Here is a 14,187-nt window from a genome sequence, read left to right as displayed (position 1 = left end):
GCGTTTTTTGCGTCTCGGGTTCATAGGGTGTTCTCCATCTGCTGGGCCGCCATGCGACGGGCCTCACGTGCCTGTTTGCTGCGCAACTCGGCGAGCAGGCTGCGGGTTTTCATGCGGGTAGAAATGATGATGCCGACCAGACACACCAGCGTCAGGCCAAATGAGAGCCAGACATAGAAGGCGTAACCGCCCATCGCCATAAAATCACTGAAAGAGGCAAAGTGCATGCTTACTTCTCCTGCTCTGCAATCTCTTTGACCCAGGGGCGATGCCACTCCCGCATCAGGAGTTCATTACGAAAACGCATCAGGGTCAGGGCCCCGAGAAACGCGGCAAACGCCAGGATCATGATCAACAGCGGCCAGAGCATCTCGGGTGAAATGGAGGGTTTGTCAAATTTGGTGATGGTAGCCCCCTGATGCAAGGTGTTCCACCACTCCACCGAGTAGTGAATGATGGGCAGGTTGATCACCCCAACCAGTGCCAGAATGCCGGCCGCACGGCCAGCGACCACCTTGTCGCTGAAGGCGTTGTAGAGAGCAATCACGCCGAGGTAGAGAAACAGCAGGATCAGTTCAGAGGTGAGCCGCGCATCCCAGACCCACCAGGTTCCCCACATCGGCTTGCCCCAGGCGGCACCGGTAAAGAGGGCAATAAAGGTAAATACGGCGCCGACCGGCGCAATGGCTGCAACCGTCATGTCCGCCATCCGCAATTGCCACACCAGGCCGATAAAGGCGGCCACCGCCATGGTGGAGTAGGCTCCCATGGAGAGAATGGCGGAAGGCACGTGGATATAGATGATCCGGAACGAATCTCCCTGCTGGTAATCCGCTGGCGCAAACGCGAGGCCCCAGACAGTACCGATCACAAACGAGAGCAGACTAATCACCACAAACCAGGGCAACAGCGTGCCTGCCAGCTGATAGGCACGCTCCGGTTTGGCATAAGGGTGCAACCATTTCCACATAGCTCACAAAACCTTTTTGTTATTAATCGTTTGGCGAGGCCTACCATACCGACCGCAGGGCAGCATCAAATACCCCGAAAGCAATAAGCGGCACTCTCCTTGATCCATCGCAACATTATTTTTTGTAAAAAGACTCCGTTCGGAGCCAAATCCGGTTCAGCTCACGGCCATCAGTTGAGGCTGACCCGCAACGCCGCCGACACAGCCAGCGGCGTCAGTGTCAAAGCCCCCACCAGCATGGCGGCCAGAATGGCAAGCTGCCCGCCATAGGGCAAGCTCATCCCCGCGGCATCGATGGCTGAGGTGGCAAAAATCAGTACCGGAATATAGAGCGGCAGGATCAGCAGACTAAGCAGCACCCCGCCTTTGCGCAGTCCCACCGTCAACGCGACTCCGACCGCGCCGAGCAGGCTCAATACTGGAGTGCCCAGTGCCAGCGTCGCGACGACAGCCAGATAGGTGTTCATATCCAGCGACAGCAAAATCGCCAGCAAGGGAGAGATCAGCAGCAGCGGCAAGCCGGTCAGCAGCCAGTGAGCGACCACTTTCGCCAGCGCCAGCAAGCCCAGCGGGTGCGGCATCAGCATCATCTGCTCCAGCGCGCCATCGGCAAAGTCATCGCGAAACAGCCGCTCCAACGACAACATGGCCGCCAATAGCGCCGCCACCCAGATAATCCCCGGGGCAATACGGGCCAGCAGTTTGGGCTCAGGGCCAATCCCTAACGGAAACAGGGTGATGACGATGAGGAAAAACCAGAGCGGGTTGAGAATATCGGAACGCTGGCGCAGAGCCATCAGCAGTTCACGGTGAATAAGGTGCATAACAGCGCGCAACATGGCGTTACTCCTGCAATGTCGATGCGAAGGGGGTCAACGAGATAGTCTTCAGCCGTCCCTGCATCAGGGTCAGATCCTGATGGGTGGTGAGGATCACCATGCCGCCCCGCTCGGCGTGTGCCAGAAAGAGCTGCTCGAGCACCTTGACCCCTTGCTTGTCGATAGCGGTAAAGGGCTCATCGAGGATCCAGAGCGCCGGTTTTTGTGACAGCCAGAGTCTGGCCAGAGCCACCCGGCGTTGCTGGCCGGCAGAGAGTTGCCCGGTCGGGTTCTCTTCAAATCCGGCCAGCCCTACCCGGGCCAATATCTGCCACAAGTCGATCTCTGTTTGCTGCGGGTGATGCAACTGCTGGTAGAACTTCAGGTTTTCAAAAGGGGTCAGCGCCGCTTTGACACCGGGCTGATGGCCGAGATAGAGCAGATTGGCATGATACTCATCACGACAGTGACGAATATTCTCCCCATTCCAGCACACCTCACCGGCAAACGGCTGCGACAGCCCGGTCAACAACCGCAACAGGCTGGTCTTGCCGACCCCGTTGGGCCCTTCAATTTGCACCAGATCGCCGGGCGCAACAGAGAAAGAGAGGTGTTCAAACAGAGTGCGATCTTCGCGCACGCAGCTCAGATTGTTAACTTGAAGCAGCATGGGGATTTTTTCAGAGAAAATGAAGCGGTCTGCATCTTAACACAGTATTGGAATACGTCTTTTCAAAGATGCAACAATTGAACTGACTGGCGACAGGGATCACAAAGAAAATATGGTAGAAAACGCCTGCTCAACACAGCTGGGGGACAAGCGGCTGCACGCCATAAAATTCAGGAAGGCAATTGCCTTCCTGAATCATCAAGAGCGACCTTTTCGCAACGATATCAAGAGCTCAGCCTCTGCCTTTGGCAACTCGCACTCACTCATGACTTCATCAAGATCGGCGCCCAGTTCGACCATCTTTGCCGCTCGGCTGTAAAGCCTGCGTTCGGGATCCTGCATGGTCAGCTCTTGCTGGCGCTCATTGACCTGCTGCATAGCCCCTTCCACCGACTGCAGACGCTGACCCATGCCAATGGCACCGGTATGGAGCTCCATCATCTGCTTGCGCAAGCTTTCCAACTGACCTTGCAGGGTTGCCACACTGGCCTCGGACTCCTGCTTGCTGCGCTTGCTCTTGAACCAGATATAAGAGGCAAACACCAAGGCAATCAGGGACATCCCCAAGGCAACCATCTCGATTATCAAAACATCACCTTACTTATCAGAGGGAACCGATATCTTCCCACTCTTCATCGGAGAGCAGCTTGTTCAAGTCAACCAGGATCAGCAGTTGCCCATCGCGGTTGCTCACCCCCTGAATAAACTTGGCGCTCTCTTCAGTACCGACCGCAGGTGCCGCATCGATCTCGGAAGAACGCAGATAAACCACTTCCGCCACGCTGTCGACCATGATGCCGATCACCTGCTTCTCGGCCTCGATGATCACAATCCGGGAGTTTTCACTCACATCACCGGAAGGCAGACCGAAACGGGAACGGGTATCGATGACAGTCACCACATTGCCACGCAGGTTGATGATCCCCAGTACGTACTCCGGCGCACCCGGCACCGGTGCAATTTCGGTGTAGCGCAACACCTCCTGAACCTGCATCACATTGATGCCGTAGGTTTCGTTTTCCAGTTGGAAGGTTACCCATTGCAGCACTTCATCTTCGGCCAGATTCTGTGCAATATTGCGCTTTTCTGTCATGTTTTTATTCCTTTTATGAAAACGTCTACTGCTAAAACTAGCAATAAAACAGCTCGATTGCAGAAGTTATCAGCGACCTTCTATGTTAACCCCACGCTCCAGCAACAGGAGCAGTTCGCGGACGTGTAACAGGGCACACATTTTTTCTTTGACCATGCCCGCCAACCAGGGGCGCTTGCCCTCCTGATGGCGCCATTTCACCTGGTCACGGTGTAACAATTCAGTCCCTTTGAGATGATGGCAGGCTAATCCCCACGGCGATTCACCAAGCATAATCAAATACTTGTAATCATCCATCTCGAGATGCTGACCCGGCATGACCCACTGGGCAGTATCGACCACATTCATCTTCTGCTCGCGGGAGGTCATGATCCCCTTGTACCAGCCAGGCTGGCCAAACAGGGAGGTGATCTCACCCAGCTGATGAATACCACCCAGCTCGGTCAACGGCACCGCAAACGTCACGCCCGCGACTTCAAAGAAAAGGGCCTGAAACTCTTTGCCGGTATCGATATTTTCCCAGGCAACCGGTTCACTGGCCTCTACCGGAGCAACCTCCAGCGCCGTCTCGGTCAGGATAGTAGTATGGGGCTCCACAACCTCGGGGAGCAGCGCCTCCGCAGGCCATTCAGGCTCTACCGGCAACATTGACTCCTCCGCCACAATCTCCAGCGGTGCGGTGAGTGTTATCTCCTGGGTGAAGGCATCATTTTCGAACTGGACTTGTCCCACCTGAGCCAATAGCTCACCAAGTTGGGCAAGCCGTGGATCGCTTTCGAGGTAAGGTGCGGCGACTACCTCGGGGACGCTTTGGGGCTGACGTTGCAACTGTAAAACAGGGGCAGATTGAACCTCTTCCACCTCATCCAGCACTAGCGGCTCATCGAGCAGCAGGGAATGGAAATAGTCATCCATCGCCCGAACTTGAATGGTATCTCTCATGCCGTCACCTCATGAACCCGTTGCCGCTCAAGGGCATCAAGATGATTGAGCAGCGTTTCATATGCATAGGTTCCACGACTCCCGGGAGAATAGATAGACGGGGGGATATGCAGCAAGCTGGCATCCCGAAACTTGGTATCAATAGGGATCACCGCATTCCACACTGAATCTCCATATTGATCCTTGATCGACTTCAAGGTCATCAGAGAGGCACGGGTGCGCTTGTCGAACATGGTCGGGATCACGGTATAACGGAACTTGTCACGCTTGGAACGCTGCATGATCTCGAATGTTTTCATCATCCGCTCCAACCCCTTGAGGGCCAGAAATTCTGTCTGGACAGGCACCAGAATGCGATCGCAGGCAGCCAGCGCGTTGACCATCATCACCCCCAGTACTGGCGGGCAATCGATCAGCACGTAATCATATTGCTCCTGAATGCGCAGCAGTGCCCGCTTCAGTACCAGTCCCATCCCCTCACGATTGCCCATCACCCGATCAAGGGTCGCCAAGGTAATAGATGCTGGCAGTAAGTTGATATTTTCGAACTTGGTCTTGAGCGTCAGTTTATTGACAAGCTCGGCTGTCGGTTTGACAGCTTGAAACAACTCATAGAGGGTTCCATCCAGGCGATCTGAATCAAAATCAAGATATGCAGTCAGCGAAGCATGGGGGTCGGTATCAATCAACAGCACCCGCTGGCCACGCTGGGCCAGGATCCCCGCAAGCGAGACCACTGTGGTGGTTTTACCCACACCACCTTTCTGGTTGGCAACCGTCCAAACAATCACTGTATCAATCCTGCCTTGTTGTTATGCGTATGCCACCACCGGGCAAGGTGATCACCTTTATCTCTCCTGCATCCACCGCCTGTTGTACAGCAGGAACCGGTTCAGCAACTACCGTAGGCGTTGCAACCACAGGTGCTGGCGGCACCCAGGCAAACTTGGAGATAGCGACCACAACCTTGCGATTCTGCAGTCTGCCCTGCTCGCTGCCGTTGTCAGCAAAGGGGGAAAACTCGCCATATGCCTCGAACGCCAGACGCTGGGGGGCGATCCCATCTGCAATCAAACCATTGAGTACCGCTTCGGCCCGAGCAGCAGAAAGCGCCCAGTTAGAACGATAAATTTCATTATTTATCTGTTGGTTATCGGTATAACCCCGAACCCTTACATAGTTATCGACCGGTTTGAGAATACTTGAAAGAGTATTAATGACCGGTGCAGCGTTTGGTCCCAAAAAGGCACTACCGCTGCCAAACAACAACCCGGAACTAAGTTCTATCGTCAGCCAATTCTCATCTTGCGTCAGTTTGACGATACCGGCATCCACCAGCGAGCCCATGCTCTGTTGCAACTGCATATCGAGTTTTGCAAGTGTCGCGCCATCTTGCAGCACTGGCACACCAGAAATAGGAGCAAGTGAAGGAGAGGGGGATGCTGGGCTTTCCAGCAATGATGGAGAAGCAGATACCGGGTTATCCAGCAGGGAATTACTCTGCCCTTCAAGCAAGCCATTGCCGCCAGACTGCATGACTCTGAACGCCTGGCTCATACCATCAATCACCGCGCGATACTTGTCCTTATTCACCAGTGCAACAGAGTAGAGCACCACAAACAAGGCAAAGATCAGCGTCATATAATCGGCATAGGAGACCAGCCAGCGGTCAAGATGCTCGCGACCCTGCAAGTGCAACCGATAGCGCTTGCGCATGGCTACTCTCCTTTCAAATAGGCCCTGAGTCGGCGTTCAACCTGCAAGCCGTTTTCACCATGGGCGATAGCCAGCAGCCCTTCCAGGGTCATCTCCTGAAAGAGTGCATAGTGATAGTGAAATGCGCGTAGCCTGTTGGCGATTGGCAGGTAGATGAGGTTGGCAAACCCCACTCCATAGATGGTTGCCACAAATGCCACTGCGATACCCGCCCCCAGTGCTGACGGGTCTTCGAGATGAAACATGGCCTGGATCAGGCCCAGCACGGCACCGATGATCCCGATGGTCGGACTGTACCCCCCCATAGCTTCAAATACCCTGGCGGCATGTTCATTGCGCTCCTGCTCGATATCGATGTCCGCTTCCAGCAGCATACGGATATCCTCTGTGGAGACCCCATCGACAATCATACCAAGCCCTTGGCGGGTAAAGTTGTCTTCCTCCTGCTCAGCCTGATTTTCAAGGGCCAGCAGCCCTTGCTGGCGCGCAAAGACGGCCCACGACTGCAACCGTTCGGCCTGCGTCGCGAGATCTTGGCGGGGAGGGGTAAAAATCCATAACAGCTGGCGCAACGCCAGCAAGATGTACTTGGCTGGGGTCTGCAACGTGACGGCACCGACGGTACCACCCAGCACGATCAAAAAAGCAGGGCCGTCCACCAGCGTCAAAAGGGAGCCGCCATGCCACAGTTGGGCAATGGCAATAGCCCCCAATGCCAGGAGCAGACCGAGCAAGCCCATGATTAGCGCCCCAACTCAACCAGAATACGCTGGGCCACCTTGTCCAGAGGGAGTGATTCGCTGGCAATCCCCGCTTTGGCTACTGCTTGGGGCATACCATATACCACGCAGGAAGCCTCATCCTGAGCCCAGATGGTTGATCCCTGCTCTTTCAGCAGTCTGGCGCCATCACGGCCATCTGCGCCCATACCGGTCAACACAATCGCCAATACCTTGTCGGCATAGGTTTTGGCCGCAGAGGCAAAAGTGATATCCACACAAGGCTTGTAATTGACCTTGTCGTTGCCATCCACGATGCGAATGCGGGCCCCTGCACCACGACCTTCCAGCAGCATCTGTTTGCCACCAGGAGCAAGATAGGCATGCCCTGGTTTAAGCACATCGCCATCTTCCGCTTCCTTGACGCCAATCTGACATAACCCGTTGAGGCGGGCAGCAAACGCGGCGGTAAAAGTGGCTGGCATATGCTGGATAAGCAGGATGGGATGGGGAAAATCCCCCGGCAACTTGGTCAGCACATTTTGCAAAGCAACAGGTCCGCCGGTAGAAGTACCGATCGCCACCAACTGATAACTCTTGCCACTACGCTTGAATGAAGCACTTGGCACAGTGCGTTGCAGGTCAGGCTGACGATCAGGAGTTCTGGACGCTGTGCTGCCCAGAGGAGCACGAGCAACCGGTTCAGGTGCTTTGGGGCGAGCAGCGGATGTCATCAGGAAGCGCTTGCGGGAGATCTCCTTAACCCGCTGTTGCAACAGTCTGACCGCTTCATCTTTGTCTCTGGCAATGTCCTCAAACTTCTTGGGCAAGAAGTCGAGTGCACCGGCGTCCAGCGCATCAAGCGTAGCCTTGGCCCCTTCATGGGTCAGGGAGGAGAACATCAGAATGGGGGTTGGGCACTTGGCCATGATCTCCCGCACCGCACTTATGCCATCCATCACGGGCATTTCGATGTCCATGGTGATCACATCAGGGCGCAGCGACATCGCCTTGTCCACCGCCTCACGTCCATTCTGGGCAGTATCAATCACCGTCAGCATGGGATCCTGATTGATGATCTCGCTCACCCGACGGCGAAAGAAGCTCGAATCGTCGACAACTAATACCTTGACTGCCATTGTTGTTTTTCTAACTCCTTGGGCCTGAGCTATTAATGTCTACGCGCATATGCTTTGAGCAGACTCGGCACATCCAAAATAAGAGCAATTCCGCCATCACTGGTAATCGTCGCACCGGCCATGCCAGGGGTGCCTTGCAGCAGATTATCGAGTGGCTTGATCACCACCTCTTCCTGACCAATCAGGCTGTCTACCACAAACCCGATTTGCTGAGTGCCAATCTGCACGATCACCACATGTCCGGTATCCTGACGTGAACGCTTGTTGGCGCCACGAATCAACCACTTGTGCAGATAGAAGAGCGGTATCGCCTTCTCGCGCACAATGATGGTGAGCTGGCCATCAACCATGTTGGCCTTTTTCAGATCCAGATGGAAGATCTCGTTCACACAACCAAGGGGAAGTGCGAAGGTCTGCTCACCCACTTCCACCATCAGAGTTGGCAGAATGGCCAGCGTCAACGGAACCTTGATTTCGAGACGGGTACCTTTCCCCCAGGTTGAATCGATGTGCACCGATCCATTGAGGCTGACAATGCTGGTTTTAACCACATCCATTCCGACACCACGGCCAGAGATATCGGAGATCTCGGCCTTGGTTGAAAAGCCCGGGGCAAAGATCAGGTTATAGGCATCGTTGTCGCTCATGCGAGCGGCAGTATCTGCATCCAGAACACCGCGACTGATTGCGATGGACTTGAGTTTCTCAGGATCCATCCCTGCTCCATCATCCTCGATGCAAAGCAGAATATGGTCACCTTGCTGGGAGGCGCTAAGGGTGATCGTCCCTTGCCGCGGTTTGCCCGCTTTCTCCCGCACATCCGGCATTTCGACCCCGTGATCGCATGAGTTGCGAACAAGGTGAACCAGAGGATCGGCGAGCGCCTCCACCAGGTTTTTATCCAGATCTGTCTCTTCGCCCACCATCACCAGCTCAATCTCTTTCTTAAGGGTTCTGGCCAGATCACGTACCACGCGCGGGAAACGACCAAATACCTTCTTGATTGGCTGCATGCGGGTTTTCATCACCGCACCTTGCAGGTCAGCCGTTACCACATCCAGATTGGCAACCGCCTTTGACATCTCTTCATCATTACTGGCAATACCCAAGCTCACCAGCCGGTTACGAACCAGTACCAACTCACCGACCATGTTCATGATGACATCGAGGGTCTTGGTATCCACCCGCACCGTCGTATCGCTTTGCACGGCACTATTTTCTGCTGGCGCAGGCGCAGCCTTGGCGGCAGGCGCTGGTGCCTTGGCTGCTTCAGCGGGTTTTGCGGGGGCTGCCGGTGCTGGTTTGGCAACAGGAGTGGCCGGTTTGGGCGGAGTCACCGCAGCAGGTGCGGCAGGTGCGGCAGGTGCGGCAGGTGCCATAGTACTCTGAGGCCCTTGACCACGACCATGCAATTCATCAAGCAGGCGTTCAAACTCATCATCATCGATAAGCTCGTCCACCTCTTTTTGCACGGACTTCAGAGGATTCACCTCTGGCGCCCCCATGTGCTGTCCCTGGCCATGGAGCTGGTCCAGCAAGGCCTCAAACTCATCATCAGTGATATCGCCAGAGCCACCCGCTATTGGGGCTGCTGCAGCCGTCTTGGTCGGTGCCCCCCCCACGCCGTGGAGCTCGTCCAGCAGACGTTCAAATTCGTCTGCAGAAATTTCATCGATCGATCCGCCGCCATTGACAGGAGCAGGCTCGCTGCTGATGGCTGTGGGTTCAACAACTTCTGGAGCAACTTCTTCAACAACTACCGGTGCTGCCGGTTCAGATTCTACAGCCGCAGCCGCACTGGTAGCAGTGCGCAGTTGCTCTTCCCCTTCTGGCTTGCACAATTCATGGAGGTCATGAAGCAAATCATCTGACGCAGGGCTGGGTGCTTCGCGATTTTGAACCTGGGCGAACATGACATTGATGGCATCCAGCGCTTGCAGGATCACATCCATCAGCTCCGCAGTAACAGTTCGCTTGCCATTACGCAAGATATCGAACACGTTTTCCGCACCGTGGCATACATCAACCAGTTCACCGAGCGACAGAAAACCTGCCCCCCCTTTCACGGTATGGAAGCCGCGAAAGATGGCATTCAACAGGTTCTTGTCATCGGGCCGCTTTTCCAAGTCGACCAGTTGTTCAGACAACTGTTCCAATATTTCGGATGCTTCGACCAGAAAGTCTTGCAGTATGTCTTCATCAACTTCGAAGGCCATGCGTCACTCCATTAGAATCCCAAGCTAGACAGCAGATCGTCCACATCATCCTGACCATTGACCACATCGGCACGAGCCTCGGGGTTCATGATAGGGCCCTCTGCTTCAATCCCGTTGACAGGAATACTACGAGTTGAATGCTCAGCAGAAGCCTCACCAAACATGGTCAGCATTTCTATTAATTTTGTTTCAACTTCCTGAACAAGCTTGATGACCTTGCGGATCATCTGACCTGTCAAATCCTGAAAATCTTGTGCCATCAGGATTTCTGTCAGCAGTTGCCGTAATTTATCGGCATCAGACTCTGAAGCCTTAATAAAATCATCAAGTTGGTGACATAAGGATTTGAACTGCCCCACGCTCATGTCACGAGACATCAGGGCATTCCAGTTCGGCATCACCAGCTGGATATTGTCATTCAGGCGATCCGCTATCGGCAAACTGGCTTCCACCGCATCCATTGTGCGATTGGCCGCTTTGTCGGTCATATCGATAACGTAGCTCAAACGTTCCCGAGCATCTGGAATGTCATGAGTAGCCAAATCGGGAATACGGGGATCGAGGCGAAATTCTTGAAGTGAATCATGCAGTTGTCGGGTCAGCTGACCTACTTTTTCAAACAGATCGGCTGCGTTGGGGGCACATACTTCGGCAAGCAGTTCATCGGCCAGCTCAAATTCGCCTTGCTCCAGATGAGCAACAAGCATCCTTGCCTGGTCGAGCGAAATCATTGCTCTCGTTTTGGCCATCATCCCTGCAGCTCCTTAGCCAATTCGTTCGAAAATTTTGTCGAGTTTTTCTTTGAGCGTTGCTGCGGTGAAGGGCTTGACGATGTAACCGTTGACGCCAGCTTGGGCGGCTTCAATGATCTGCTCACGTTTGGCTTCAGCGGTTACCATCAGTACCGGCAGATGCTTGAGCTTCTCATCAACACGTATGGCTTTAAGCAGGTCAATACCTTGCATGCCAGGCATGTTCCAGTCGGTAACTACAAACTGAAAATCACCATTTTTCAGCATCGGCAGCGCTGTATTGCCGTCATCCGCCTCATGGGTATTGTTGAATCCCAAGTCGCGCAGCAAGTTCTTGATAATCCGGCGCATCGTTGAAAAATCGTCAACAATGAGGATTTTCATGTTCTTGTCCAAAATTCCCTCCTAAATAGCCACCAGAGTGGCTCACTTACATGATGCTAAAAACGGGTTGTGTCGTGCGGATTATGCCTTAGAGTTTCATCTCAGTGTAGCCAGTACAAACACTTATAGATGCCAATCTCTCAAACGAGCACGCAATCTGTGCATTGCCTGACTGTGGATCTGGCTCACACGCGACTCGCTGACATTCAAAACCTCGCCAATTTCACGCAAATTCAGCTCTTCATCGTAGTAAAGAGAGAGAACCAAAGCTTCTCTCTCTGGTAGACGACCAATTTGCTCGGATAATTGAATCTGAAATCGCTCGGCAGCCAATTCATCGAATCCCGAGCCTGAAGGAGCATCATCGGGGTTACCGATCACATCCTCGCTGACCCCCAGATCCTCGATACCGATAATTTTGCCGCAGGAGACATCTTGCAGCATCGCATGGTAATCAGCGATGGAGACCCCCATCTCGGCAGCAACCTCGGTATCTCGCGCGTCACGCCCGTGAGTCTGCTCGACACTCTCGATCGCCTCTGCAATAGCGCGACTGTTGCGATGCACAGAGCGGGGTACCCAGTCACCACGCCGGATCTCATCCAGCATGGCGCCTCGGATGCGGATCCCGGCATACGTCTCGAAGCTGGCCCCCTTGCTACCGTCAAAGTTGCGGGAGGCTTCAAGCAGCCCAATCATACCTGCCTGGATCAGGTCATCCAGCAAGACACTGCTGGGCAGGCGAGCCAACAAATGCTGGGCAATTCGCTTGACCAGGGGAGCATGACGCTCCACCAGCACGTAGGAATCCTGATGACGCAAGTACGCTTGGGCTTTATTCACGGGAACCTTCCTGTGTTGTGGCCGGTTTCTGCAACAAATTTTCCAGGAAAAACTCCAGATGGCCGCCCGGCTGGTTAGGAACCGGCCAGCTCGCAGCCTTGTTGGCAAGGGCCCGGAACGCCAGTGCGGCCGGCGACTTGGGAAACGCCTCGAAAATCAGCTTCTGCTTGCGCACGGCGGCACGCAGATTGGTGTCATAAGGTACACAGGCGACCAGCTCCAGCGAAGTGTCGAGGAAACGATCCGTGACCCGGGTCAGTTTGGCAAAGAGCTCCTGCCCTTCCCGCAGACTGCGCACCATATTGGCCACCACCTTGAAACGAAACACGCCGTGATCCTTGGAGAGGATCTTGATGAGGGCGTAGGCATCGGTGATGGAGGTCGGCTCATCGCAGACCACCACCATGATGTCCTGAGCTGCTCGGGTAAAGCTCAGCACCATGTCGGAGATCCCCGCAGCCGTATCCACCAGCAGAATGTCGACCTGGGTCTTCATCTCGCTGAAGGCGCGTATAAGCTCGGCATGCTGCACCGGAGAAAGCTCGACCATGGACTGGGTGCCCGAGGTCGCAGGCACGATCATCATGCCGTAAGGGCCTTCGACAATGATGTCATCGATGGTGCACTCACCCGCCAGGACATGAGAGAGGTTGCGATGAACCCGCAGCCCCAGCATGACGTCGACGTTGGCCAGACCCAGGTCGGCATCCAGCACCATCACCCGCTTGCCTTGGGCAGCCATGGCTCCGGCCACGTTCAGGGTCACGTTGGTCTTGCCCACGCCACCTTTACCACCGGAAACGGCGATTACTTTTACTCGATTGTTTTGACGCATTTTGCGCAGACCACTCGCCTGATCCATATACATGTTACTCATAAAACTCCGAATCTTCGGCCTCGCCAAAGCCTGCGCCCCAGAAATAGGGCTCCTCTGTTTCTCGCTCCAGCGAGCCCATGGCAGCCCCGACGAGCTGCGCCGCATTGGCAACCTGAATATCTTCCGGAACCCTTTGTCCGTCAGTGATATAGCTGATGGGCAATGAATTCTGGATACACACGTTAATCACTTCGCCCAGATTCAGACTTTCATCCAATTTGGTAAGTATGCAGCCGCTTAATGGAATACGCCGGAAATGGTCAACCGCCTCCTGCATCACCCGACGCTGGGAAGTTGCCGACATCACCAGATAACTGCGGATCCGCACCTTGGCATTCTTGACCAGGGTATCGAGCTGCTCGGTCAGGCGGATATCCCGCTGGCCAACCCCGGCCGTATCGATAAGTACCAGCCGACGGTGGCGGAACTGATAAAGGGCATTGGCCAGCTCTTCGGCATCACGCACCTGCCGTACCGGGCAACCCATGATGCGGCCATAGGTCTGCAGCTGTTCATGGGCACCAATCCGGTAGTTGTCGGTGGTGATCAGCGCCACCTGCTCGGCGCCATACTTCATGGCGAAACGGGCAGCCAGCTTGGCGATGGTAGTGGTTTTGCCCACCCCGGTCGGGCCAAGCAGCGCAACCGCGCCGCCCTGACGCATGATCTCGTCCTCACTGATCTTGAGCTGGGCCGTCAGCACCTCGGCCAACTGGGCCATCGCCTGATGGATGGACATATCTTCGGGGATCAGTCCCGCAAGTTGATCGGCAAACGCATCATCAAAGCCCAGTTTCTTGAGCTCCTTGATCAACAGGGCCCGCATCGGTTCGCGGCGCTCCACCTCTTGCCACATCAGTCCGGAGATCTGGTGCTCCAGCAATTTGCGGATGCTGGCCATCTCCTTGCGCATCCCTTCCATCTCCTGATCCCGCTGGGCAGGTTGAGGGGGGCGCTGGCCGGACGCAACCCGGGCCTTGGGCTTGGCAGGTTCGGGAGCTGCGCCCCACTGCCCCTGCTCGGCCAATGTTCTGGGCGCTGCATTGGC

At 55.0% G+C, this 14,187-nt stretch carries 17 protein-coding genes; all 17 read right to left on the bottom strand.

The genetic code is table 11. From position 1 onward, the window contains the following. Positions 1-20 precede the first annotated feature (20 nt). Positions 21-227, bottom strand: a complete 207-nt coding sequence (ccmD, locus tag AB5Y85_RS02985; RefSeq protein WP_257687274.1) for a heme exporter protein CcmD — start codon at positions 225-227, stop codon at positions 21-23. A 2-nt stretch (positions 228-229) separates the two neighbouring features. Further along, entirely contained in the window at positions 230-970 is a 741-nt protein-coding gene (locus AB5Y85_RS02980) for a heme ABC transporter permease (RefSeq protein ID WP_021229891.1), read from the bottom strand. Positions 971-1,140: 170 nt separating this feature from the next. Next, positions 1,141-1,809 (bottom strand): heme exporter protein CcmB, encoded by a 669-nt coding sequence (gene ccmB / locus AB5Y85_RS02975; protein WP_005353658.1) that lies wholly within the window; start codon positions 1,807-1,809, stop codon positions 1,141-1,143. Between the two features lie 4 nt (positions 1,810-1,813). Continuing rightward, a complete protein-coding gene (gene ccmA / locus AB5Y85_RS02970; protein WP_005362034.1) occupies positions 1,814-2,458 on the bottom strand; it encodes a cytochrome c biogenesis heme-transporting ATPase CcmA in 645 nt (214 codons plus the stop codon). A 198-nt stretch (positions 2,459-2,656) separates the two neighbouring features. After that, positions 2,657-3,034, bottom strand: a complete 378-nt coding sequence (locus tag AB5Y85_RS02965; RefSeq protein WP_005362036.1) for a DUF2802 domain-containing protein — start codon at positions 3,032-3,034, stop codon at positions 2,657-2,659. Between the two features lie 28 nt (positions 3,035-3,062). Then, on the bottom strand, positions 3,063-3,551 hold the full coding sequence (locus AB5Y85_RS02960) for a chemotaxis protein CheW (RefSeq protein ID WP_005298836.1): 489 nt from the start codon (positions 3,549-3,551) through the stop codon (positions 3,063-3,065). A gap of 69 nt (positions 3,552-3,620) precedes the next feature. Then, entirely contained in the window at positions 3,621-4,493 is an 873-nt protein-coding gene (locus tag AB5Y85_RS02955; protein ID WP_257687273.1) for a chemotaxis protein CheW, read from the bottom strand. Next, positions 4,490-5,284, bottom strand: coding sequence for a ParA family protein (locus AB5Y85_RS02950; RefSeq protein ID WP_005353663.1), 795 nt, complete (start codon positions 5,282-5,284; stop codon positions 4,490-4,492). Before AB5Y85_RS02950 ends, AB5Y85_RS02955 begins: the two co-directional genes overlap by 4 nt. Positions 5,285-5,288: 4 nt before the next feature. After that, on the bottom strand, positions 5,289-6,209 hold the full coding sequence (locus AB5Y85_RS02945; RefSeq protein WP_257687272.1) for a flagellar motor protein MotB: 921 nt from the start codon (positions 6,207-6,209) through the stop codon (positions 5,289-5,291). A gap of 2 nt (positions 6,210-6,211) precedes the next feature. Beyond that, positions 6,212-6,949 carry a flagellar motor protein gene (locus AB5Y85_RS02940; protein ID WP_005343988.1) on the bottom strand — a complete coding sequence of 246 codons (738 nt, stop codon included), beginning with the start codon at positions 6,947-6,949 and terminating at the stop codon, positions 6,212-6,214. A 2-nt stretch (positions 6,950-6,951) separates the two neighbouring features. Beyond that, positions 6,952-8,067 (bottom strand): chemotaxis response regulator protein-glutamate methylesterase, encoded by a 1,116-nt coding sequence (locus AB5Y85_RS02935; protein WP_113740463.1) that lies wholly within the window; start codon positions 8,065-8,067, stop codon positions 6,952-6,954. 32 nt (positions 8,068-8,099) lie between these two features. Further along, a complete protein-coding gene (locus AB5Y85_RS02930) occupies positions 8,100-10,283 on the bottom strand; it encodes a chemotaxis protein CheA (protein WP_368221174.1) in 2,184 nt (727 codons plus the stop codon). 11 nt (positions 10,284-10,294) lie between these two features. Next, positions 10,295-11,035: a protein phosphatase CheZ gene (locus AB5Y85_RS02925; protein WP_005353668.1), complete on the bottom strand. Its 741-nt coding sequence runs from the start codon at positions 11,033-11,035 to the stop codon at positions 10,295-10,297. A gap of 12 nt (positions 11,036-11,047) precedes the next feature. Beyond that, positions 11,048-11,431, bottom strand: a complete 384-nt coding sequence (cheY, locus tag AB5Y85_RS02920) for a chemotaxis response regulator CheY (protein ID WP_013723552.1) — start codon at positions 11,429-11,431, stop codon at positions 11,048-11,050. 111 nt (positions 11,432-11,542) lie between these two features. Beyond that, the gene (locus AB5Y85_RS02915; protein WP_047439647.1) at positions 11,543-12,262 is read right to left on the bottom strand and encodes an RNA polymerase sigma factor FliA; all 720 of its coding nucleotides are present in this window, start codon (positions 12,260-12,262) and stop codon (positions 11,543-11,545) included. Next, positions 12,255-13,130 (bottom strand): MinD/ParA family protein, encoded by an 876-nt coding sequence (locus tag AB5Y85_RS02910; protein ID WP_368221177.1) that lies wholly within the window; start codon positions 13,128-13,130, stop codon positions 12,255-12,257. Before AB5Y85_RS02910 ends, AB5Y85_RS02915 begins: the two co-directional genes overlap by 8 nt. 1 nt (position 13,131) lies before the next feature. Continuing rightward, positions 13,132-14,187 (bottom strand): flagellar biosynthesis protein FlhF (gene flhF, locus AB5Y85_RS02905; RefSeq protein WP_368221172.1); only part of this gene is annotated, 1,056 nt, incomplete at its 5' end.

It is taken from the genome of Aeromonas sp. R3-1, from assembly GCF_040908345.1.
GTDB lineage: Bacteria > Pseudomonadota > Gammaproteobacteria > Enterobacterales > Aeromonadaceae > Aeromonas > Aeromonas veronii.
The sequence above is the reverse complement of the archived record's forward strand: the minus strand, read 5'-3'. Positions and strand labels throughout refer to the sequence as shown.